Consider the following 22,305-nt stretch of genomic DNA (forward strand, 5'->3'; position numbering starts at 1 on the left):
TTAAGGTTTGAGTAAAGAGGCTGACCAAAATTAAGTTGTTTTCTGTAACTTAAACAAGTGTAATTTCTATTTTCCAATTATAGTCTATCGAAATTAGTTTGGTCAAACTGCTCACTTTCAAACTTTTCCTAAATCAAACTTCAAAGATCACAGGTCAATCATGACAACATGTATTCCGTTTCCTGCTACCGCACCCGTATAAGTTTTTGAAGGATCAATCGGGTGTTTGATCTCAATCGTGTGTTTTAAATTGTCTGCAAAAACATTGAAGTAGTACAATACCATCTTATTCCCGGATATCCTGCACCTTGCAATGCCTCGGTTATCGAAATAGGCACTCACAATGTCGCTCCCATTCGTTTTCCGCTCTATCCAATTATTCCCGTCGAGACGATAGCTGCAATAATACGGCGTTCCACCCGATACCTGTCCGCCTGTTTGGATCCAAAGCAGATTCCCAAAATAACTGTAATCGCTACTTACGGCCAGGGCCGAATAAAAGTCCTCTCCCGGCAACCCCACACCAAGTGGATAATAGAAAGGAAAACTGGCAGGTCCACCCGGCTTCGGACGCCAGGAATCCATTCCCTGATGAACCGGCTGGTAATACCCCAACGGCTTTTTGCTTGCTGGCTGTTTTAGCGCTGTTCCCCAATCCACAAAGATGTTGCCATATTCGTGGGCCAAAAATCCCATCAGAATTTGAAAAGACGGGCTGTGTACTGGCTTGTCGGAGCGATAAAAGTCCCCTTCGGCATAGCTGGTTCGATCTGTAAAGGAATCTGGTGCCCACTCGTTCTGATTGAATAAAAAATAGCCCGTATACTTTCCCAGTTTTTGCCACATTTCCATAGCAAACAAGCTGCCCATGGTCTGCTTGGGATTCAGGTCAAAAGCACCCAAGTAAATGGCTTCTAAAACTGTGTTTGTTTTGGAAAGTGTACCTCCCGGATGAAATAATGTTTTGTACTGCCATTGGGAAGGACTTTGTGAATACATAATTTCCCAATCTGCTTGTGTCCTGTCAGAGTTTCCGAGATTATAAGGACCAACTGCGTAGTAGTTGTGACACAAATAATAGGGTTTTTGATCCTGGGCTTTTTTGGCTTCATACAGCCCCGCAAGTTCGTCATAAAATGAGCCCCACATAGCCTTCTCTGCTGGCATAAAAGGAAAATTCTCCATCGTTTCGCCTACCCAGAGGTTGGAAGCATTGCCGGTGTTCCATACTTCATGCGCCTTTGCCCTCGCTTGTGAATCAGTAAACGGCCCGTTTGGCCAGCATCGTTTGTTATAACCGTCAACCCATTCTTCGACGCCGTTGCAGGCAAGTCCGAAAATGGTCGTGATCGTAGGCACGCCATTATATTCCTTATCCGGATGATTGCTCCTAAAATTGGACAAAGAACCCTCACTACCGATCTCATTTCGGTTGTAATGCGTCCCGCCTTTCATGAATATCTGAGACCAAGTATAGGTATTCTTGGTAGGCGGCTTCACTAAGACATGACCAGCAGGCATGGTTACGTTTGGGCTGACTTCCATAAAGCCCGGAATTTGGGTTGATGGGTCATAATTGGCAGGGATCGTATTCTTGAAAGTGATGGGAAGATTTTGTGCGTAAGTAGTAAATGCATTCAGCAGTAGCCAAAAAAATAGCGTGTTTCTCATGTTAGTTAAATATAAAAGTTGTTAATCCACCTCTTGCACCAGGCACTAATTGGGCAACCGCATCAGCACGGTAATAGCCTCCGCATCCTTCATTTGGGCAAGGCCAGCGATTGAGGGTATCGAGCCCGATCTTCGTTGCCATTTTTACAATCCGTCCCGGACTGTTGGATTGCCAAGGCTCATTCACCAGATTAGATGATTTTCTAATCCACTTATTGCCAACGAAATAGGACCATTCGTATCCGGACGGCAGGTTCACAGTTCCAATGTCGCTGATCAGCCACGCGCCAGCCAGATTAGGATCTGCGACAATGGATAATGTCAATACCTCGGGATAACCGGTCGACGATATTTTTGGCGTTACAGTATTACTATTTGTGCATCCAACGGTTTTAGTAACGCTCAACGAACCTGAAACAACGCTTATACAGCTCTCAACAGTACATTTGGCGGTGTAAGTCCCAACTACGGATGTTGTGTAAGTGGCACCCGAAGCAACTTGCGTGCCGTCCCTGAACCAGGTTATAGTTCCCGCACAACCGGATGCAGAGAGCGTGACCGTTTGATTTGTTTCTGGACAAACCGTTGTCCCCGCGGTTTTCGCAATAGTGGGCGCAGCTGGTGTTACACAAGTTGTACCGCCTGTAACACAAATCCGATCCTGGCGACAGCTTCCGGCTCCGCTACCCGCAATGCGAATGGTATTGTTGCCCGAAGTCAGGTTCGTATTGAAAGTATAATCGGTATAACCAATGTTCCAGGAGCCCGAGTTGGGCAAAGTGAATGTCTGGGATGCACCTCCGTTGATCATCAAACTCACAATTGGCGCACTGGAAGAATAGTACCGCAGCTTAATCTGGTAGCTTCCTGCCGAGGGCACATTGGTTATTACGTAATCTACATAATGGTTATACTGACCTTCCGCACCCCGCGTTTGACCATTCGAAGCATTTGGATCGCTGCTGACCGGGCCGGTAGCAACCGCCATGGACTCGGCTTCCGCACATTGACTGAATGCAGCCCCGCAATTGGCGGATTGAGTTACCGTGATTACAGCGGAGATCGCACTGGTGCAGCCATCTTGTGTGCAAGTAGCCGTATAATTTCCTGCGTCACTTTTTGTAATGCTGGTTCCCGTGCCTGTTTGAGCGCCATCCTTAAACCATGTGATAGCACCTGCGCAGCCCGTGGCAGTCAGCGTAACTGTCTGGTTGGTAGCTGAACATACCGATGTTCCCGAAGTTTTGCTGATGGCTGGCGCCGTGGGTGAGGTGCAGGGCGCAGCACTTCCGGTTACACAGATTCTGTCCTGACGACAGCTACCACCTCCGGTTCCCTCTATACGTATGATATTATTCCCGGCATTTAGATTGACATTGAAGCTGGTCTCCGTGGGCGTAATGTTCCAGGAATTAGAATTCGACAACACTTTCGACTGGGTGTTTCCACCATTCACTAATACATTGATTGTTGGTGGCGAGGAGGAATAATAGCGAAGTGTAATTTGATAGACTCCGGCTGATGGTACGCCCAAAACCGCGTAGTCAACATAATGATTATATTGATTTTCAAGCCCTCTTGTGTTACCGTTCGATGCATTGGGATCGCTGGTAACCGCTCCGGTTGCGGCGGCCATATTTTCTGCCTCCAAGCATTGACTAAAAGCACTGATCTTAGCTGCAGCTTGCAACACATAGCCTGACGATGAGTCGGTTACTGTTATCGCTAGCTGTCCCCTTGCTAAAAACCTCCCGATTTCAACAGAATGTGCGGTTCCTCTAAGCAGCTGGAAGGTAGATGATAAAGGTGTAGAAGTAAATCTCCCCCTAACCTTATACTCTACCCGCGGCTTACTACCCGACAACTTATCGCCGACAAAATCAAAGTAACTGCCACCGGTTTGTACAAACGCATCCGGAAATACCATTTTGAGCCTGAAATCAGTGTCTAGCATTGTGGAAAACAGCCGGTCATCCCAATGGTTGCGGATACTGCATGCAATTGTCAATTCAAACTCTTCGCCTACAGTCACAGAAGGGTTATTTGTGGTCAGAGTGAATAAAACGGGATCAATGTCCGCGTCTTCCGCAACCAGACCGGCACGGGCATGTTGCTGACTTAGCAATAAAAACAATGCAAGCATGTGCGAAATGCAGGAAATCTTTTTCCTGATACTTTTAGGGTTCATAATAAAATATTTAAATGAAACGCCGTAAAAGTAGTTTATCAGTTTTTGTAATAATCGTAATCAATCACCTCAAAATCTGACGTAAAATCACCTCAATTTTTGATGTATTTGTATTTCATTTTATACATTTACCTTTATTACAAAGATGAGCTACTATTTAATAAGCAGCACTTATTATTCTATTATTTATACTTATAATTTGTCATTTTGAAGCCTCTTTCAGCACGCTATACATTCCCATTAATTATGAAGCTCCGCCCTTCAAACAATTCTCCTTTAGCCGATCCCGAATATTTCAAAATCAACAAGCTATTATTTAAGCTTACCTGTAGGGAATGGGATGTTGTTATGTTGCTCTGCGAAGGGTTAACAAGTCCGGAGATTGGCCTTCTTCTTTTTGTGGAGGCCAGAAGCATAGACAATTACAGAACACGTATCAGTAAAAAGCTTAAACTGAGAGGAAGAAATACGCTATTTCGGTTTTGCTTCTTTCACCAGGTACATTTAAGAAAATTCTATAAGTTGGTACGCGCCTGATATCAAATTGATAAAATTGACTTTTTGCACACACTTAAACCCTCAAAAATGACCATTAGAAAATTAAGATTTGCGAGTATCACCTATTTACTACTACCCAATTTCATTTTCTTTTATAGCTGGACACAGTTTCCAATTAATATTGCAGGCATTCTTTTACTAACCTATTTGTTAAGAGAGGACTTTAAAGACACAAGTTTTTGCAAAACAGATCAGCTCGGTCTGGGTGACCTGATAGTATTGGCAACCACCGGTATCATCCTGGCACTCATTTCAGGAACAGCAGGTCTTTGTTATCAAACAGCTGATTATTGGTGCCATAACGCCAAATTTCATGAGTTGTTCTCCCAGGAGTGGCCAATTCGGATCCCTGCTGCCGGGCCTGTTGTATCCTATTATTACGGTTATTACCTCGTACCAGCGCTATACTTTAAAATTGTCGGCGGCATCAGTGAAACATTCATTTTCCTGTGGACCGCTGCAGGTCTTTCCCTGGGTATTGCATGGCTCTACCTGGTATTGAAGAGAAAAATCTGGTTTGTACTGCCCGTTATATGCGTTGGAGATTTGCCCCGTTTAATAAATAATTTGTTCCAAAAATTGTCCATCAGACTCTATGAATATGCTGACTTCGGCATCGAACATTGGTCGGCGTTTGAAAATTTATTCTGGGTGCCTAATCAGGTAATTCCATCCCTGATCACAGCCGGAATGCTTACGTATATTATAAAAAATCGATTAAAGTTAAACTTGATTATTTTTCCATTATCCTTGACTTTTTGGTGGGCAATATTTCCAGCATTTACGTGCAGTGTACTAGTTGGGGTTTTATTATTCAAAGAATTGATCAGTAATCCAACTCAAATAAAATGGAATTCTATTATTAAAAACATAACGCTACCTGGTATGATCGTTGTTAGTATTTTAATATTCTTTTTATCTCATCAATCAACACCAATATCAGGACTAATATGGAATTTCAGAACTAATTATCAAGATTTGATTTCCGAATATTTGTCGAACATATTACTGAATGTAGTTATCATTTCAATTGCATATATCTGTTTGAACAAGAGCACCTTAAATGTATTAAATCCTTTTCCACTGGTAATCTCATTATTGTTAGCCATCATTCTGCCCAGTTATAGAATTGGGAAAGTAAATGATTTTCTTTTTAGGGGAATGATACCACTTTTAATTATAATGGGACTTTATATATATTATCCTTTGACATTACTTACGTTTCGAAAAACCTGGCATATTCTTCGTCATTCTTATTTCACCTTATTTATCATATTAACATTATCGGCGGGCAGTTTAATTGCAATCGGGCGGATATGGAGAGCAGCGACCAACAATTTGTTGGTTTCATATGTGCGTGACGACGCACCGAGATTCTCTCCGATTCCCTACGATGCCTATGACAATGTTTACGAAGTTTTGAGAGACCGGTGGTCTCAACAGGAAGCCAACCAATATTTGGGAAAGGCCGACTCCCTTTACGAGAAGTATATTGCTCCTTAAATGTGTATAACTTTTATTTCTTTAAGATTTTCCGGCTCACTACCGAACCATCTGTTTTGGTTAAAGACAAGATATAGGCGCCTGATGGAAGGGACGCGACATCGATGCTGTAATTTCTTTCCGCTTCTAAAATGCCCGTTTGCAGTCTTTGACCCATTATATTTTGCAATTTCAATGTTCCCGAAGCCGCAGTTTTGAAATCAATTTTTACTTCGTCGAGCACTGGATTTGGATAAACATTCCAGAAAAGCTCTTGGCCATTTGGGTTCGTGGCAAGTAATGGTGCTGTTTTAATCGTGACGGTTTGGGCGTTGGATTGTGAAGCAGCACTGAATGCCTGAATGCGATAAATATAAGTGGCATCCGGGGAGATGTCCTTGTCTTCATAACTCAACGTTTTGTTGTCAAATGTCTTTACTGGCTTAAAGTCAGGATCTGCCCCTGCTTTTCTTTCCAACACATAGCTTTCCGCACCTGTCGATTCCCATGAAACCACCACAGTAGCCATCTCCGATTCCTTTGCTTCTAATGTTTTGAAAATCAACAAGTCTGCAATTGCTACTTCCTGAAACGAAAAAGCCGCAAGGCCGCGGGCATTCTTCAAAAATGGCCCGTAATAAATCCTGACCTTCTCACCTTTATAGGCGGGCAAGTAATTGAGCTTTTTAGCAGATGAACTTGCAGCCAGCTTCAAGGTAACGCGATTACCCTGTGCTTCGCCAGAAGAAATGCCTGCTGGCTTAGATTCATCCCCATCGAAAAAGAACTGTTCTTTCAAACTTTTAAGAAATTTCGTCCCATTTACGTCTTCGACCAGTGTGTCTTTCGGCCAAACCAAATTCTGGCCTTTTTCAAAAAGAAGCGTTATTTCATCTTTTTTATCGGTGGCATAAAATACTTTCTGAATATCCGGACAAGCTACATTGCTGGTGTCTGTTGAACGGTAAAACATCGGATCCAGAAAACGAAAAAACCGGTGAGCCAGCTCCTCATATCCTGGACGGTCATAATGGATGCCATCGAATCCAGGTAACCCGGATGCACTGAAATGTTCTGTTTTAGGATACACATATTTGGTTTTTCTCTGGAATTCACGGATTGTGCCGGCCCCATAGAAATCGGTGAATAGAACAGGTATCTGAACAACAACGAATTTCTCAACTTGTGGATAATCCATTTGCCAGTATTTGAACAGCTTATCATATTCTTGACCATAATTTGAAATGTTCTCGATGGCTTCCTGCTCCCCCTGGTACCAGAAAAATGCTTTAATCCTTTTCGGTTTGGCGACCCGTATTCTGCTGTATAACAGGCCATAAAGTGTTGGTGAACCTGGATCTTTTGCATCCCGGTTATTGTGAGCTGTAATAAAGGAACCAGACAAGGCGCCATTGATGACGCACGTAGGAATTCCATAATTATCCAAAATACTTTTTTGCAATTCTGTTCCCCAGGCACCTGCATATGGCCACGACCAGGAAGACTGGATCCAAAGCGTATCACCTGGCAAAACAGCCGGGTTGTTATCCGGGATCCGGGCGATGGTACGCGCATATTTGCTACCCCAGGCGCCAAAATGAATGGCAGAAGCATTGGATTGCCCGCTAATAACATAAAAGTCTCCGGCAACAATTTCCGTTCTTTTAACAATTAGCACGGAATCGGTGAGCTTGCAGGCATAGATTTCGAAATCATAATCAGCCATTTCGGCTGTTATCTTCGGTTTCATATCAAAGGTCGTTGACGTTTTTCCTGCATACGCCAATACGGATTTATTGTAGTCGACCCGCTCCTTATTCCTATATGTTACAACCGAAAAGTGATCAAAACCTGCAATCTCGATCACGCCTGAGATAGGGACCTCTGCTTTGTTATCGTCCTCACGTGCATACAACTGATTATCCTTTGGCAAGTTGCTGAAAACCACTGAGTAAAACCGTTGTCCACAAACCTCAGTTGTCAGGCCGGACAAGATAATTAGCAATAGAAGAACATTCTTACTGGTAAAATTCATTTCATTCCAAAATGATTTTGTGACTAACTATAACCCGTAAACTGAACAGCGTACAATCAACTCTATAAATATATTAGTATTCTTTTGCATTTCCGGCTAACTCCACTTTGCTGCGGAATTCGCAAAGAGACCATTGATGGTCAAACATTGCCAGGAACCACAGACCCATTATCAATGGCAAGGAATATTTGTCCCACGATAATTGCGCCTTACCCAGCAGCAGGATATTGAGTACCACCATCCAGCTTGCCAAATTAAATGTGGGTGCAATAAACCTCATTAAGGTAATCATCATCAATATCCCAAACAATACTTGTTTGATAAATCCGGTAATGCCAATGGTCATCAATATTTGATCGACATATCCCAAAAATGGCCAGGTAAAATAGGGATTATGCGCTTGTTTTGCGGGGAAAAACACCACCAAAAAGCCCACCAGCGCCAGTAATGCAAAAAACCATTTAGGATATCTTTCGGGGTAACTGACCAGATAATGCCAATTTTTTGTGAGTAGGATCTCAGGAATGACATAATAAACCGCGACTACAACGGAAGAATAAAGAAGATACCCGAAGTTATATTGTACCAGTTTATCAGAATCATAATGCTGTTCTGCCATCACAGAAGCCGGTGCTGGACCATGCCAAAGGAGTATCCAAGGAACGATACTTAATACCCCGAATATATAATACAGCCAGGTACGCTCAGCAAAAATCCAGGTAACAAAAGACTTAATGCTGTTTGATTTTTTTAAAATTTCCAGGATTTCAAATGCCGCCACTGCAGCCGGAAAAGCCAGCATGTATTGTCGGCAGCATACAGCGGCTATGAATAGAATCAGGCTTAGCCCATGTGCTTTTCTCACATAGGCGATTAGGGCTGCAAGCGTAAAAAACATTGCAAAAATGTCGGTGTAGTAATAAATACTTACCAAATAGTAATTCGGAAACGCCATTAATCCGGCCAGACAAAGCCAAAAACGTTTCGAACGGTCCGGACTGTTCCAGATAAAGAGCATCAGCAACGAAAAGCTGGTGATAAAAGTAAGCAACCTCAAATACTGAATATTTTCACCAAACAACCTCACCGCCCAGCCTCCAAGAATAAAAGGGACCGGCGTGTTCAGTTCATTATAGGATTTCAATAAATTAATAGAAGGCCAGGGCTCGGTCCCGAATAAAACCGCGGTGGGTAAGTAGTGAAACTCGTCTTGATAAAGGTCTACGGTAAAGCGATCTTTAACAATAAAAATGATAACAAATAATGCCAGTACAAACAGAGATGCATATAATTTTCTGCCGTGCATAACCTTGATTTAACAAATTATTTTTTAAATAAAATTGACCTCCAAACCCAAACGAATCCCGAATTTGGCTTCAATGGAGTTCTGAACCTTCTCTGAAAGTTTTTTAATTTCATAACCTGTCGCACCACCATAATTTACCAGCACAAGTGCCTGCTTTTCATGCACACCAATTGCACCATCGCGATATCCTTTCCAGCCAGCCTGCTCAATAAGCCAGCCGGCGGGTACTTTTATCTTATCATTGGGGGCAGGATAGCCTGGCATTTCCGGAAAAGTTTGTTTGAGCATATTATATTGTCCAACAAGAATTTCAGGATTTTTAAAAAAGCTCCCAGCATTTCCGATCAACGCAGGATCCGGCAGCTTGCTTTTTCTTATTTTCACAATTGCCTCGCTGACATCCCTTATTGACGGTTTGCTGACATTCATTTCGAGCAAAGTTTTCTGCACATCGCCATATGCTACATTTAAAACCGGATTTTTATTTAAAATGAATGTTGCTCCTGTGATCACATACTGGTCTTTTATCTCATTCTTGAATATACTTTCCCGATACCCAAAATGGCATTCCTCTTTTGAAAATATCCTTTTTTCACCATTACTAATTCTGACCGCCTCCACAGATTCGAGCACATCTTTGATTTCCACACCATAGGCACCAATATTCTGCATCGGCGCCGCCCCGACGGTACCGGGGATCAGGGAAAGATTTTCGACACCGCCGTAATGGTGGTCAACGCAATAGATGACCAGCTCGTGCCATACTTCACCACCTCCCACTTTCAGCCACACGAACGAATCATCTTCCTTAACCGTAAAAATTCCTTTGATATTTGGATGAATGACCAATGCCTGAATATCTCGGGTAAATAACACATTACTTCCACCACCAAGTATAAATTTTCCTGTATTGCGCCATTCGGGATCCAGCAGAATCTTTGTCAATTCTTCTGCCGATTGTACTTCCACAAAGTACTGTGCGATCGCTTCAAGTCCGAAAGTATTATAGTCACGAAGCGAGAAATTCGTTTGAATTTGCATTGAAAGAATAGATATGGACAGTAAAGTTAGGTATTACATTCAAAATTAAGTGGTATGGTGATTCATCCATTTTTGATTAAGTTTGTAAGTTCAGTTAAAATTGTACGGGATATGAGGCTGAAAATGAAATTTTTATGGACACTGCAACTTGGTATTATTATCATTTCTGGATGTAGTAAAAAGTCTGTCGTGAGTTCTTCGAGTTCGGAATACCGGGAAGATCTCGCAGCCGTGCGTCCACGATACGATTATGTGGAGCCTTCCTTTGAGAAATCCGAAACCCCGACGGCCCCAAAAGCCAATAACATTCCTAAAACCAACCCGGATAGGCCATTATATGTAAATAAAAAGCTGGAAACAGTTTTGGATACGCTGGCGAAACATAATAAGTCGATCAGGTTTATCAATGGTTTCAGGATTCAGATTTATGTTGGGAATGTAAGACAGGAAGCCGATGGTGCCAAGTCTTACATTTATCAAGCTTTCCCGGATCTTAACCCTTATGTTTCCTATTCCCAACCCACTTACCGCGTGAAGGTGGGAGATTTTATGTACAGAAGTGATGCGGAACAGTATCTGGAATTGATCCGCGAACAGTATTCGTCCGCTTTGATCTTGGCCGACCGCGTTGATATCAAGAGAAGTCTCATGCTTAATCCTTCCGCAGACAGCAACTGATTGGGCCGTTTTCAATGATAAAATTTTAACTCCATATATATATATATTACAATCCATAATGAAAAAAGCCCTAATTACCGGAATCACCGGACAGGATGGTTCTTATTTGGCCGAACTTCTTTTAAGCAAAGGATATGAAGTACACGGTGTTAAGCGCCGCAGTTCACTGTTCAACACGCAGCGCATTGACCATATCTATGAAGATCCGCACGAAAAAAATGTGCGCTTTCACCTTTATTATGGCGATTTGAGCGACTCGACTAATATTATCCGCATTGTTCAGGAAGTACAGCCTGATGAAATATATAACCTGGGTGCGATGTCGCACGTTCAGGTGAGTTTTGAAGAACCTGAATATACTGCCAATGTTGATGGAATCGGTACTTTAAGGGTTCTCGAAGCTGTAAGGCTTTTGGGCTTAACTAAAAAAACAAAAATCTACCAGGCTTCGACTTCTGAGCTTTATGGACTAGTTCAGCAAGTTCCACAATCAGAAACAACGCCTTTTTATCCGCGTTCACCTTATGCCGTTGCCAAGCTGTATGGATATTGGATTACGGTGAATTACCGGGAAGCTTACGATATGTTCGCGGTGAATGGTATTCTTTTCAACCACGAGTCTCCGTTGAGAGGAGAAACTTTTGTAACGCGCAAAATAACGCGTGCGGTTGCAAGGATTGCATTGGGACTTCAGGACAAAGTATATCTTGGAAACCTGGACGCGCAACGCGACTGGGGGCATGCGAAAGATTTCGTAGAGGCCATGTGGCTTATTTTACAACAGGAAGTAGCAGAGGATTTCGTAATTGCAACCGGTATCACCACCCGCATTCGTGATTTCGTGAGAATGGCGTTTGCCGAAGTGGGCATTGAGCTGGAATTTACAGGCGAGGGCGCCAGCGAAATTGCGAAGGTTGTAAAATGCTCAGATCCTGATTTTCAGATTGAGATAGGTAAAGAAGTAGTCGCGGTAGACCCAAGGTATTTCCGCCCGACTGAGGTGGAGCTTTTGATTGGAGATCCTACCAAATCGATGACCAAACTGGGCTGGGTACCCAAATACGACCTGAAAGCATTGGTTAACGATATGGTTTCGGCCGACTTAACACTGTTCAAGAAAGACAGGTTACTGGAAAGCAGCGGGCACCGTGTGCCAAATTATTACGAATAGGACTTTCTTTATTAATAAAAAAATAACCCCGCTGAAATTTCAGCGGGGTTATTTTTTTGTATGGTTAAAACTTACAGCGCAGCAACATCTTTTTTCACTGCTCTTGGCGCCTTAATGGCTTTTCCTATCTTGATCAATTTTTCCGGTGTCTGGTACCCAATCAATTGCTGTACAATTTTGCCATCGCCATCTATAAAGAAAAGGGTTGGATAGCCTTCCAGTGGGTACTTTTCAGCAAGAGCCGGCCCTTCACCGCTTTCCATATCAAATTTTACATTGATGAATTTTTTGTTGAAAACTTCTGCAACGTCTTTGCGGGTGAACACATTTTTCTGCAAAAGTTTGCAAGGCCCGCACCAGGTCGTGTAAGCATCAAAAAAGATAATCTTATTTTCTTGCTTGGCTTTTTTCAGAATGGATGCCCAGGATGCTTCGGTGAACTTTATACCCTTTTCAGCGGCTGTATCCTCTTTCTTGTTACCATCCTTCGCTTCTGCAATCGCAAAGGTCAATGCAACAACGGCGATCAGGAAACTTAAATTTTTCAGACTTTTCATGCTAATGCTGGTTGTGTTTTATAGTTTGTATCAACGAAAATACCTTCTTGTTTTATTTTATCCAATTTGTTTCAATCTTGGCGAAACGATTATTATGCCCTGCCAATTTCAAAAAAGGTAACTTTGTAGCTTAACAACCATTACAAAAACATGAAAGTTCAGGACGCAAAGTATGTGATGAGCAATTCGGATTACCAGAAATGCCCTGACCCTGTTTTGCCGGAATATGCTTTCATCGGACGTTCCAATGTTGGCAAATCATCATTGATTAATATGTTGACGGGCAAGAAATCGCTTGCTAAAACTTCCCAGCAGCCTGGAAAAACCCAGCTTATCAACCATTATTTGATCAACGACTTATGGTATCTCGTCGATTTGCCAGGTTATGGCTATGCGAAAGTAAGCAAGACTGAGCGCGACAAATGGGAGAAAATGATCGGCGATTATCTGCATAACCGTGAAAATCTCATCTGTACTTTTGTTTTAATTGATGTAAGGCACAGCCCTCTGGCCGTTGACCTGGAATTCATGGCAGGGCTTGGCGAGGCAGGCATTCCGTTTCACATCATTTTTACGAAAGCCGACAAACTTAAAGCGGGTCACGTGGCCAGTCAGGTTCAGGCATACGAACAAAAGCTGGCCGATATGTGGGAAGAAATCCCTCCGTTATTTGTCACTTCTGCCGAAAAAAACGAAGGCGCAGAGGCCATTTTGAAAACAATAGAAACTTATAACCAGTCGTTTGTCAAGACAAAGTAAGGTCAGGGTTGTTTAGCGGCCAATCTTTACGTTATTTTGCGCAAAATTTGTTACAGCGGCATTTGACATTATCATTATTAAAATATAACTAATTAATAATTAGAAAGGATGAGTGAAAAAGTAGAGTCAACCGGAATGGATTTATTGAAGGAAATAGCCAATGTTTCAGGCAAAGGCGGTTTGTTTCGTATTCTAAAGCCTAGCCGGGCAGGTGTTATTGTCGAAAGTCTTGACGAAAAGCATGAAAAAACATTGATAGGGCCTACTGCCCGTGTCTCTGTTCTGAAAGATGTTTCGATATTCACGGAAGGTGAAAAAGAATCGGCTCCATTGGAAGATGTGTTTTTGAAAATTCGGGAAATACATGGTGAGCAGGTTGAACTGGTAGTCAAAACCGCATCGGACAAAGAACTTATCGAGTTTCTTGCCAAAATTCTTCCTGATTTCGACAGATCCAAAGTATATGTGTCCGACATTAAAAAAGTCATAACCTGGTACAATCTCTTGTCAAAATATACACCTGAATTATTTATTCCAAAAGCGGAGGAAGCTGTGGCCGAGACCGAAGTTGCTGAGGAGGTGAAAGAAGAGCCTGCAAATAAAGAAGAAACCAACGCTTAAGCTTGCGAATGAAGATTATATTCAAAACCCTGTCGAATTGACGGGGTTTTTATTTTTTTAAGAAAATATTCCTCCTGAATGCCAGAACCTTCCAGCTACATTGATCACACCCTCCTAACGCCAGTCGCCTCTGAAACGGATATCAGGAAAATTTGCGAGGAAGCGTGGATACATCAATTCAAAGCCGTTTGCATTGCACCTACTTACGTTCCCTATGTAGTCGAAATGCTCGAATTCTGTCCGATTAAAATCGAAATAGCAACTGTGATCGGTTTTCCTTTTGGGTATTCTTCAACAGAGGCCAAAGTCGCTGAAACGCAAAAAGCATTGGAAGCCGGAGCAACTGAATTGGATGTGGTAATGAACATTTCAAGGTTTAAATCAATGGCTTATGACAGTGTTCGGGAAGAATTACAGATACTGACGAATATCGCGCATCAGTTCAGTGCAACGCTAAAAGCGATTATTGAAACGGCTTATCTTGACTCATTTGAATTGTACACGGCCTGCGAAATTTGCGCCGAGGCAAATGTTGATTTTGTGAAAACATCAACGGGCTTTGCTCCCAAAGGAGCGGAAGTCGAAATCGTGAAAAAGCTACGAGCTATACTTCCCTCAAACATTCGGATAAAAGCATCCGGCGGGATCCGTACTTATGATCAGGCCATGTCGATGATTGAGGCGGGTGCCGACCGCATCGGTACCTCTGCCGGAGTTGCAATCGTCACGAACGCATGAAACAACGTGTTTTGCTGTTAAGCACAGTCCATCCTGCCACGGATCCGCGCATCTTTTATAAAATCGCACCTTCGCTTGCGGTGGAATATGAGGTGTTTTGTGCATTGCCTCATGCTGGTAGAGGTGCAAATAGTAGCTTGACTGCCATTTCACTACCTCGTTTTGAGCGGCTATTGACACGATTGCTGTTTTGTCACCCGGTCATGTTGTGGAAGTGCCTCCGTTTAAAGCCCGATCTCGTCCATATTTTCGTGCCGGAGTTAATCCCGGCTGCCTTTCTGTTTCAATGGATGGGCGCAAAGGTTATTTATGAAGTTCAAGAAAATCTTTTTAAAAAGTTTGCAATCAAAAAATTTAATAAGGCACTGATTTACAGAAAACTTTTTAAATATTTTGACCGGATTGCAAGGCGACAATTTCATTTGATATTTACTGAAAAGGCCTATCTGGATGAATACAGGCATCTTAATCATCCCTACGCAATTATTCAAAATTTTGTTTCTCTCCCATTTATCGATTTGATCCAGGAAAATGAAGAGGCCAACCCGACCAGACCCGAATTTTTTTATGCGGGAGTTATATCCGGGGAACGATGTTTTGACGTACTTATATTGGCGCTTGTCAAGCTAAAAGAAAGGTATTTCAATTTTCATGTTCATTTGTTTGGTCCGGTCAGGATTGCTTCCGAAAAGCTTTCAACCTTGTCAGGCTATGCACAGGTTTCGAAACATTTGACTTTTTATGGTTATCAGGATCAAAAAGTTGCGCTGCGGTATGCGCGACGATGCATGGCAGGAATTGCCTTATTAAAACCGGTTGCCGACTATCCTGACTCTTTTACAACCAAGTTATTTGAATACATGGCTTTGGGAATTCCCGTGATCACTTCGGATTTCCCTCTTTACAAACAAGTCGTGGAGCATTCGGAATGCGGCTTTTGTATATCTCCATATGATGACAATATGCTTTATGAAAAGCTAGTTTGGGTTATTGAAAATAGGGAAGCAGCTAGTGAAATGGGTTTAAATGGCAGAAAGTCAGCTGAGAAAAACTATAATTGGACTTCTGAAAAGTCGTCCCTTTTATCCTTTTACAGAATATCCTTACACAGCATTAAAGCAAAGTCAATGCAATAGCTGCATTTGTATCATTTTATAAATTTATTATTGAATTGTTCAAATATTAAGTACTACGATTTCTACGAAATATTTAACTTTCGAAATCTAAACGAATCGTAGTTGGCGAAGTCAACTTCTCAATCATGTATATTAATACCGTTAGTCATTATTTGCCAAGCGAAGTTATTGGTAATGAATATTTTACAAACATTAACAATCTGTCCAACGAGTGGATTGTAGAGCGAACAGGAATTTCAGAAAGACGCAAGGCATCTCCGGAAGAAAATACTTCCATTATGGCGGTCAAAGCAGTTGAATCCTTACTTGAAAGTATCCCATACAGCAAAAACGAAATTGATCTTATCATAGGTGCCACCTACACGCCCTACGACACCATAGTTACCCTGGCCCATGCGGTTCAATACCAGCTTCAAATTCCTGACATTCCGGTTATCAGCATTTCCTCTGCCTGTTCCTCCTTATTGAATGCGATTGAAATTGTAGAAGGCTACTTCGCCATGGGCAAAGCATCCAAAGCGCTTGTGGTGGTATCTGATCATAATACCGCTTATTACAATGAAATGGACACCGTTTCAGGACATTTGTGGGGTGATGGAGCTTCTGCGCTTCTTATTTCCAAAGAGCGCCAGACGGAGTCGGATATGGAGATTAAAAAACTGATTACAGGTGGGGCAGCAACAAGCGGAAAAGCGATTGAAGCCGTTGTTTTACGGCCCAATGACCGCGGGGTAATCATGCCTTTCGGGCGGGATGTTTTCCAAAATGCTTGCGTTTATATGCCAAAAGTGAGCCAACAGGTCTTACAAGCTTGCGGACTTACGATCGATGATCTCGATTATCTGATCCCTCACCAGGCCAATCACAGGATTAGTTTGAATGTGATCAATACCTTGGGAATTCCAGTTGAAAAGCTTATTTCCAACATTCAATACCTCGGAAACACCGGCTGTGCAGGATGTGCGATTGCACTTTCGGAGAATAAGGACAAATTCAAAAAAGGTGAAAATATTGTTATTACGGTATTTGGAGGTGGTTATTCATACGGCGCCATGCTGCTGACGGTTTAACAAATAATACTCTATATAAAAAAGCGACGCGATCGGGTTACCCAATCGCGTCGCTTTTTTTCAAAATCCTTTTATTTCAATTAACCTCCGGCTCGGCAAACATCGCAGGTTTCCAAACATTGTTATCAGGATTAATATCCGGTAAATTATGTTCAGGATCAATAGTTACCGAACGTATTGCCTGCTGCGTAGCGGCTTTAAAAGTCCAGGAACCACCTCTTTGCCAGATCTCAACGGGTAATTCAACACGGGTTTTCTTGCCGCTAACCTCTTCAATGTCAATCTTGGCAGGCATAGCCCACTGATCCAGATTTTCGATGGTGATAAAAGATCCTTTCTGAGGATTTTGCTCGACGTAGCTCACTTCTTTCACGCCCTGGTCGAGTTTATAGTTTTCAAAAAACCACCCTTTCCAAAACCAACCCAAATCTTCCCCAGCGGCGTCTTCCATGGTGCGGAAAAAATCGTAAGGCGTTGGATGCTTAAATGCCCAACGCTGCACATACAAATGGAATGCATAATCAAATCGCTCTTTACCAAGTACTTGTTCTCTCAGCATTTTCAATCCCAAGGCTGGCTTGTAATATGCTTCCCATCCCAAATTAACAACCTGCACCACATCCGGGATCGTCATGATAGGATCTGCTTTCGGCCGGAATATCATGGGTGCAATCCGTTGCATGTCATTCATCTGCCCGGCTTTATATTCCCCATTATTAAAATTATCACTCGATAAAAAGTTGATAAATGTATTAAAGCCTTCATCCATCCAGGCGTATTTTCTCTCGTTGTTTCCAACAATCATCGGGAACCAGTTGTGCCCAAATTCATGATCAGTTACTCCCCAAAGATCGTCTTTCCTGCTTTTGCTGCTACAAAATACAATACCCGGATACTCCATGCCACCCACAATGCCACCGACATTGGTCGCAACCGGATAAGTGTATTCATGCACATATTGTGAATAAAACTCAATGCAACCTTTCACATATTCTGTGGATCTGCCCCAGCCATCCAACCCTCCATCCTCAGCCGGATATGCCGATTGGGCCAATGCCGTTTTACCTTTTGGCAGATTCATTCGGGCAGCATCCCAAACAAATGCTTTGGAAGTCGCCCAAGCAATATCGCGCGCCTGAGCACACCGAAAACGCCAGGTCAATGTACCCGACTGCTTAGGCCGGGATTGTGGATTAGTTACCTCTTCTGCGGAACGTATCATCACCGTTTGATCGCTTTTTGCGGCATCAGCCAATCGTTTTCGCTGTTCCGCTGTTAAAACTTCGCCAGGATTTGTTAATTCTCCCGAACCGACCACAATGTGGTCCCACGGAACGGTTATATTATATTCAAAATCACCGTATTCGAGGTAAAACTCTCCTGCGCCGAGGTAAGGCAATGTGTTCCAGCCTTCTATGTCATCAAAAACAGCAACGCGGGGATACCACTGCGCCATTTCATAAACGATCCCGTTTTTGGTTTCTAATGTTCCCATCCGGTCTGCGCCATACTCAGGTATTTTGATAGAATAGGCAATTCTGATCTTAATCACATCACCATTTGCTTTCACAGGCGTTGTTAGCCTGATTTGCATGCGCGTGTCCGTAATTTTGTAATCAGCATCAACAAATTTATCCTTACCCTGCTGGACCGTAACTGATTTGATAGAGTCGCCGCCTTCAAATCCTAAATTTGCAAATCTACCGCCCGTGACAGGCGTCGTTTTCCCACCTCTGGACTGATCGCTGAACGCATTCTGATCCAATTGCAGCCACACAAATTCGAGATTTTCAGGGCTATTATTCTTGTAAGTCAATTCAACATCACCACTTAAAAAACCCTTCTCTTCATCCAATGTTACATTGATTTTGTAGTCGGCACGGTTTTGCCAGTATTTTGGTCCAGGCGCCCCGCTTCCTGATCGGAATTCATTGCCAGGCTGAAAATTAAATAATGGATGAAAAAGTATGTGTGCATTGTATGCGCCCTTTCCTCCCTCCTGCGCAACACTACTGAAAGTGCCCAGGGTGCCAATCACCAACATACCCAGACGAAAAATTGAAAATTTCATTCTAATAATTAAAGATGGAAAATATAGGATTATAAACGAGCAAGATACAGTTTTTCGCCTTTTTTAGAATAAAAAGTTTAACTTTTGACTACCAAAGCCCTCTTTATTTGCCCAATATCGACATTCACAAAATAATCATGCGCGAGCGTCTTTCCGTCGAATCCTACGTTACTGGCATTCTTGCTGGCGACCGGATTATGCTGAGCCGCGCCATAACCATTACAGAGAGCCGCCTGCCCGAGGATAAGATTTTGGCACAAACGATACTTCAGAACGTTATTCCAAAAACCGGCCATACCATTCGCATTGGAATCACGGGAATTCCCGGCGTAGGAAAAAGTACATTCATAGAAGCTTTCGGCCAATATCTAACATCGTTAGGAAGGCGTGTCGCGGTGCTGGCCATCGATCCTTCGAGCAAAAAATCGGGCGGCAGCATTCTTGGCGACAAAACCCGGATGGAAAAACTTTCCAATCATTCGCTCGCATTCATCAGGCCGTCCGCCACCGGCCTGTCCCTCGGTGGTGTTACGCGAAATACAAGGGAAACAATGCTCCTTTGCGAAGCAGCAGGTTACGAGATTATCCTTGTTGAAACGGTCGGGGTGGGGCAATCAGAGACATTGGTTAAAGGCATAACCGACTTCTTTCTGCTCCTCATGCTTGCCGGAGCCGGCGACGAGCTTCAGGGGATCAAAAAAGGCATTATGGAAATGGTGGATGCCATTGCAGTCAATAAGGCCGATGGTACTAACGAAAACGCTGCTGGCCAGGCAGTTTCTGAATATCAAAATGCCGTGCACTTACTTCCGGCTACCGAGTCCGGATACAATGTGCGAGTCATTCCTTGCTCAGCGCTGGAAGGAAAGGGAATGGATACGATTTGGCAAATGGTTGAAGAGTATGTGGTGGTGACGAAATCAAACGGATTTTTCACAAAAAACAGGCAATTGCAAAACATCGACTGGATGCATGATACCGTTCGGCAGACTTTAGAAGACCAATTTTATAAAAATACTGCTGTAAAAGAGCTAATGCCGGATATAGAGAAAGCCGTTCGGAAAGGGGAGAAATTACCTGGGCAGGCTGCCAATGATTTGATTGCTTTATACATGAAAAGCCAAATTTCTTCACTTAAATCGTAAAAATTGTAGTCAAAAACATTTTTGAACTATGTTTTAACGTTAAATGTAAGGTATATATCAATCGTTCAACTGTTACTTTCTACTATGAAAATTATTCACGCCCTTGGCAAGACCACCCTCCTTGCTTTCCTGTTGATGGCTTTTGCAATTTCAGCTTGTAAAGATGACGATAATGAGCCTGATCCCGGAGCTGTGGATACAAACCCAATCGTTGGTACATGGCGGTTAACAGCCGTCACCCCGGAAACTGCCGGTACGACCATCCCTGCGATACAATTTATTACCGCATCCGTGCCATGTCTTTTCGACCTTAAATTAACGTTCAACGCAGACAATAGCATCACGACTGCGGATTGCAGTGCAGCGGTTTCCGCCATTGATCCATTTGTTCCGGTTGGTGCCGAAGCAAAATGGAAAGTAACTGGTGACAAACTAGTGCTATCCAAGGGTACCACCACCCAGGAATTCAAAATGACTCAAACGGCAACTGATCTTACAGTTATTGTTAATACCAACACGGACGCAACCAAACCTCCGGTCAATGCACTTCTACAATTTAAAAGGGTTTAAGATATATCTGGAAATGAAAACAGCCCCGCTTTGAGCGGGGCTGTTTTTTTGTTATCCACTTGTGTGATCACAAATAATAACCCATTTATCCTTTATCTTTTTCCAGGTTAAGGTATAATATCCTTCCAGATCGCCTTTCTCAGGTCTTGTCAAATGAAATTTACCAACGATAAAAGCAACCCCCGGCCCGGGAAATGAGAAATTGATAAAAGTAAATTCCAGCTTACCCATTGTAACCCGGTCGGGATAGCGCTTCATATAACCTTCATAAGTTGACTTGTACCCATAAGTAACCCCGGTCTTTCCCACAAACATTAACGAATCGGACTCCCAGTAACCGCTCATAAAAGAATTTATATCGCCATTGTTCCAATCGGATACCTGCCGGTTTAGAGTAGTGAGGATCTCCTCCTTATCCTTGGCCGATTGTGCCCTGCCGACAAATGCCAGTGACAGCAGTAATATGGCAAAAAGCCAGTTTCTCATAATTTTTATGGACTTTTGTGAAAGTTTTGATAATTCTAATATACATAAAGAATCAGGTGAACCCGGTGATGTCATCGCAGAAAATCGATCATTGCCTATCTGCTCATCTAATTTTCATTCTTCGCCTGACCTTGTGAATCCGTATTTGTTTATATTAAATCCCAATTCAGGCACTGCGCTTGGTAAATATGCAGATGTTGTCGAAAAGACCATCCGGTCATTCGCCAAAAAGTACGGTACCGATGCGACTATTCTTTTCACCAAAGAAAGGGCTCACGCGACAGAGCTGGTGGCAGAAAACCTGACTGCCAGAAACTGGCAGGCCGTTGTCGCCGTAGGAGGCGATGGTACTGTAAATGAGATTGCTAAACCACTTGTTGGGACAAATACACCCGTCGGAATATTGCCTATGGGTTCGGGAAACGGACTCGCGCGGCATTTGGGCATACCGCTTAAGCTGGAAGCTTCATTAAAAAGACTGTTTGAGGGTACTGCGACCACTATGGATAGCGGCCAGTTAAATGAAATCCCATTTTTTTGCACAGCAGGGATGGGTTTTGATGCCTATGTTGGACATTTATTCAGCCAGCAAATAGAACGGGGATTGGCCACTTATGTAAATGTTTCTTTCCAGGCATACTGGAGTTACAAGCCACAGCATTTTAGGCTTAACGGATTGGATACCAACGCATTTTCGCTTTCTATTGCCAATGCAGGCCAGTTTGGTAACAATGCCTGGATTGCACCTGAGGCGAGCCTGCAAGATGGTTTGCTTGACATTTGTACGATCAAACCTTTTCCAAAATGGTACGGAACAGCACTGGCTTACCAATTGTTTACCAGGCAAATGAAATCGTCCAAATATATTGACTATCAAAGCATTACACATGCTGTTATTGAAACTGACATTCCGCCAATGATCCATTATGATGGTGAACCTTTTCAAATGGATACGACCCGTATTGAAGTCAGGATCAAGCCGCAAAGCTTGAAAGTGATCCTTTAAATCATTTGTTATTAAT

20 protein-coding genes are annotated in these 22,305 nt (G+C 42.8%); 12 read left to right on the forward strand and 8 right to left on the reverse strand.

Annotation, left to right across the window (positions count from 1 at the left end; genetic code table 11):
* Window positions 1–147: 147 nt before the first annotated feature.
* Both FHS68_RS25115 and FHS68_RS25120 read right to left on the reverse strand, forming a co-directional pair.
* Window positions 148–1,671: a hypothetical protein gene (locus FHS68_RS25115; protein WP_167276660.1), complete on the reverse strand. Its 1,524-nt coding sequence runs from the start codon at window positions 1,669–1,671 to the stop codon at window positions 148–150.
* A gap of 1 nt (window position 1,672) precedes the next feature.
* The gene (locus FHS68_RS25120; RefSeq protein WP_167276663.1) at window positions 1,673–3,859 is read right to left on the reverse strand and encodes a carbohydrate-binding protein; all 2,187 of its coding nucleotides are present in this window, start codon (window positions 3,857–3,859) and stop codon (window positions 1,673–1,675) included.
* 246 nt (window positions 3,860–4,105) lie between these two features.
* Here FHS68_RS25120 and FHS68_RS26885 point away from each other — a divergent pair, with 246 nt between their 5' ends.
* On the forward strand, window positions 4,106–4,396 hold the full coding sequence (locus FHS68_RS26885) for a response regulator transcription factor (protein ID WP_167276666.1): 291 nt from the start codon (window positions 4,106–4,108) through the stop codon (window positions 4,394–4,396).
* Between the two features lie 48 nt (window positions 4,397–4,444).
* Complete coding sequence (locus FHS68_RS25130) at window positions 4,445–5,920, forward strand: hypothetical protein (RefSeq protein ID WP_167276669.1); 1,476 nt, start codon at window positions 4,445–4,447, stop codon at window positions 5,918–5,920.
* A gap of 13 nt (window positions 5,921–5,933) precedes the next feature.
* On the opposite strand, the gene FHS68_RS25135 is transcribed toward FHS68_RS25130, so the two are convergent.
* The 3 genes from FHS68_RS25135 to murB all read right to left on the reverse strand — a co-directional run bounded on the left by FHS68_RS25135 (window position 5,934) and on the right by murB (window position 10,281).
* Entirely contained in the window at window positions 5,934–7,934 is a 2,001-nt protein-coding gene (locus FHS68_RS25135) for a T9SS type A sorting domain-containing protein (RefSeq protein ID WP_167276672.1), read from the reverse strand.
* Between the two features lie 73 nt (window positions 7,935–8,007).
* Window positions 8,008–9,240, reverse strand: a complete 1,233-nt coding sequence (locus FHS68_RS25140) for a Dol-P-Glc:Glc(2)Man(9)GlcNAc(2)-PP-Dol alpha-1,2-glucosyltransferase (protein WP_167276675.1) — start codon at window positions 9,238–9,240, stop codon at window positions 8,008–8,010.
* Window positions 9,241–9,264: 24 nt separating this feature from the next.
* Window positions 9,265–10,281, reverse strand: a complete 1,017-nt coding sequence (gene murB / locus FHS68_RS25145; RefSeq protein ID WP_167276678.1) for a UDP-N-acetylmuramate dehydrogenase — start codon at window positions 10,279–10,281, stop codon at window positions 9,265–9,267.
* A 111-nt stretch (window positions 10,282–10,392) separates the two neighbouring features.
* On the opposite strand from murB, the gene FHS68_RS25150 reads away from it, so the two are divergent.
* Window positions 10,393–10,959: an SPOR domain-containing protein gene (locus FHS68_RS25150; RefSeq protein WP_229212059.1), complete on the forward strand. Its 567-nt coding sequence runs from the start codon at window positions 10,393–10,395 to the stop codon at window positions 10,957–10,959.
* Between the two features lie 58 nt (window positions 10,960–11,017).
* Window positions 11,018–12,130, forward strand: a complete 1,113-nt coding sequence (gmd, locus tag FHS68_RS25155; RefSeq protein ID WP_167276683.1) for a GDP-mannose 4,6-dehydratase — start codon at window positions 11,018–11,020, stop codon at window positions 12,128–12,130.
* A gap of 71 nt (window positions 12,131–12,201) precedes the next feature.
* On the opposite strand, the gene FHS68_RS25160 is transcribed toward gmd, so the two are convergent.
* Entirely contained in the window at window positions 12,202–12,687 is a 486-nt protein-coding gene (locus FHS68_RS25160; RefSeq protein WP_167276686.1) for a thioredoxin family protein, read from the reverse strand.
* Window positions 12,688–12,837: 150 nt separating this feature from the next.
* On the opposite strand from FHS68_RS25160, the gene yihA reads away from it, so the two are divergent.
* The 5 genes from yihA (at window position 12,838) to FHS68_RS25185 (ending at window position 17,011) form a co-directional block, all read left to right on the forward strand.
* Entirely contained in the window at window positions 12,838–13,446 is a 609-nt protein-coding gene (yihA, locus tag FHS68_RS25165) for a ribosome biogenesis GTP-binding protein YihA/YsxC (protein WP_167276689.1), read from the forward strand.
* A gap of 108 nt (window positions 13,447–13,554) precedes the next feature.
* Window positions 13,555–14,067, forward strand: a complete 513-nt coding sequence (locus FHS68_RS25170; RefSeq protein WP_167276693.1) for a DUF5606 family protein — start codon at window positions 13,555–13,557, stop codon at window positions 14,065–14,067.
* 78 nt (window positions 14,068–14,145) lie between these two features.
* Window positions 14,146–14,805: a deoxyribose-phosphate aldolase gene (gene deoC / locus FHS68_RS25175; RefSeq protein WP_167276696.1), complete on the forward strand. Its 660-nt coding sequence runs from the start codon at window positions 14,146–14,148 to the stop codon at window positions 14,803–14,805.
* Window positions 14,802–15,941, forward strand: coding sequence for a glycosyltransferase (locus FHS68_RS25180; RefSeq protein WP_167276698.1), 1,140 nt, complete (start codon window positions 14,802–14,804; stop codon window positions 15,939–15,941). Before deoC ends, FHS68_RS25180 begins: the two co-directional genes overlap by 4 nt.
* Window positions 15,942–16,066: 125 nt before the next feature.
* Entirely contained in the window at window positions 16,067–17,011 is a 945-nt protein-coding gene (locus FHS68_RS25185) for a 3-oxoacyl-ACP synthase III family protein (RefSeq protein ID WP_167276701.1), read from the forward strand.
* A 76-nt stretch (window positions 17,012–17,087) separates the two neighbouring features.
* Here the strand turns inward: FHS68_RS25185 and FHS68_RS25190 are convergent, their stop codons facing one another.
* The gene (locus FHS68_RS25190) at window positions 17,088–19,082 is read right to left on the reverse strand and encodes a M1 family metallopeptidase (RefSeq protein ID WP_167276704.1); all 1,995 of its coding nucleotides are present in this window, start codon (window positions 19,080–19,082) and stop codon (window positions 17,088–17,090) included.
* Between the two features lie 137 nt (window positions 19,083–19,219).
* Here FHS68_RS25190 and meaB point away from each other — a divergent pair, with 137 nt between their 5' ends.
* Complete coding sequence (meaB, locus tag FHS68_RS25195) at window positions 19,220–20,227, forward strand: methylmalonyl Co-A mutase-associated GTPase MeaB (protein ID WP_167276707.1); 1,008 nt, start codon at window positions 19,220–19,222, stop codon at window positions 20,225–20,227.
* An 84-nt stretch (window positions 20,228–20,311) separates the two neighbouring features.
* Window positions 20,312–20,797: a lipocalin-like domain-containing protein gene (locus FHS68_RS25200; protein ID WP_167276711.1), complete on the forward strand. Its 486-nt coding sequence runs from the start codon at window positions 20,312–20,314 to the stop codon at window positions 20,795–20,797.
* 51 nt (window positions 20,798–20,848) lie between these two features.
* Here FHS68_RS25200 and FHS68_RS25205 read toward each other — a convergent pair whose 3' ends face one another.
* Window positions 20,849–21,283, reverse strand: a complete 435-nt coding sequence (locus FHS68_RS25205; protein ID WP_167276713.1) for a YybH family protein — start codon at window positions 21,281–21,283, stop codon at window positions 20,849–20,851.
* Window positions 21,284–21,416: 133 nt separating this feature from the next.
* On the opposite strand from FHS68_RS25205, the gene FHS68_RS25210 reads away from it, so the two are divergent.
* Window positions 21,417–22,289, forward strand: coding sequence for a diacylglycerol/lipid kinase family protein (locus tag FHS68_RS25210; RefSeq protein ID WP_310588645.1), 873 nt, complete (start codon window positions 21,417–21,419; stop codon window positions 22,287–22,289).
* Window positions 22,290–22,305 lie beyond the last annotated feature (16 nt).

Origin of the sequence: Dyadobacter arcticus, assembly GCF_011762185.1 — a bacterium.
Classification (GTDB): domain Bacteria; phylum Bacteroidota; class Bacteroidia; order Cytophagales; family Spirosomataceae; genus Dyadobacter; species Dyadobacter arcticus.

What these genes read in the sequence shown, in the direction of transcription:
- FHS68_RS25115 (WP_167276660.1), bottom strand. Translation starts at nt 1,671, where the DNA reads ATGAGAAACACGCTATTTTTTTGGCTACTGCTGAATGCATTTACTACT.
- FHS68_RS25120 (WP_167276663.1), bottom strand. Translation starts at nt 3,859, where the DNA reads ATGAACCCTAAAAGTATCAGGAAAAAGATTTCCTGCATTTCGCACATG.
- FHS68_RS26885 (WP_167276666.1), top strand. Translation starts at nt 4,106, where the DNA reads ATGAAGCTCCGCCCTTCAAACAATTCTCCTTTAGCCGATCCCGAATAT.
- FHS68_RS25130 (WP_167276669.1), top strand. Translation starts at nt 4,445, where the DNA reads ATGACCATTAGAAAATTAAGATTTGCGAGTATCACCTATTTACTACTA.
- FHS68_RS25135 (WP_167276672.1), bottom strand. Translation starts at nt 7,934, where the DNA reads ATGAATTTTACCAGTAAGAATGTTCTTCTATTGCTAATTATCTTGTCC.
- FHS68_RS25140 (WP_167276675.1), bottom strand. Translation starts at nt 9,240, where the DNA reads ATGCACGGCAGAAAATTATATGCATCTCTGTTTGTACTGGCATTATTT.
- murB (WP_167276678.1), bottom strand. Translation starts at nt 10,281, where the DNA reads ATGCAAATTCAAACGAATTTCTCGCTTCGTGACTATAATACTTTCGGA.
- FHS68_RS25150 (WP_229212059.1), top strand. Translation starts at nt 10,393, where the DNA reads ATGAGGCTGAAAATGAAATTTTTATGGACACTGCAACTTGGTATTATT.
- gmd (WP_167276683.1), top strand. Translation starts at nt 11,018, where the DNA reads ATGAAAAAAGCCCTAATTACCGGAATCACCGGACAGGATGGTTCTTAT.
- FHS68_RS25160 (WP_167276686.1), bottom strand. Translation starts at nt 12,687, where the DNA reads ATGAAAAGTCTGAAAAATTTAAGTTTCCTGATCGCCGTTGTTGCATTG.
- yihA (WP_167276689.1), top strand. Translation starts at nt 12,838, where the DNA reads ATGAAAGTTCAGGACGCAAAGTATGTGATGAGCAATTCGGATTACCAG.
- FHS68_RS25170 (WP_167276693.1), top strand. Translation starts at nt 13,555, where the DNA reads ATGAGTGAAAAAGTAGAGTCAACCGGAATGGATTTATTGAAGGAAATA.
- deoC (WP_167276696.1), top strand. Translation starts at nt 14,146, where the DNA reads ATGCCAGAACCTTCCAGCTACATTGATCACACCCTCCTAACGCCAGTC.
- FHS68_RS25180 (WP_167276698.1), top strand. Translation starts at nt 14,802, where the DNA reads ATGAAACAACGTGTTTTGCTGTTAAGCACAGTCCATCCTGCCACGGAT.
- FHS68_RS25185 (WP_167276701.1), top strand. Translation starts at nt 16,067, where the DNA reads ATGTATATTAATACCGTTAGTCATTATTTGCCAAGCGAAGTTATTGGT.
- FHS68_RS25190 (WP_167276704.1), bottom strand. Translation starts at nt 19,082, where the DNA reads ATGAAATTTTCAATTTTTCGTCTGGGTATGTTGGTGATTGGCACCCTG.
- meaB (WP_167276707.1), top strand. Translation starts at nt 19,220, where the DNA reads ATGCGCGAGCGTCTTTCCGTCGAATCCTACGTTACTGGCATTCTTGCT.
- FHS68_RS25200 (WP_167276711.1), top strand. Translation starts at nt 20,312, where the DNA reads ATGAAAATTATTCACGCCCTTGGCAAGACCACCCTCCTTGCTTTCCTG.
- FHS68_RS25205 (WP_167276713.1), bottom strand. Translation starts at nt 21,283, where the DNA reads ATGAGAAACTGGCTTTTTGCCATATTACTGCTGTCACTGGCATTTGTC.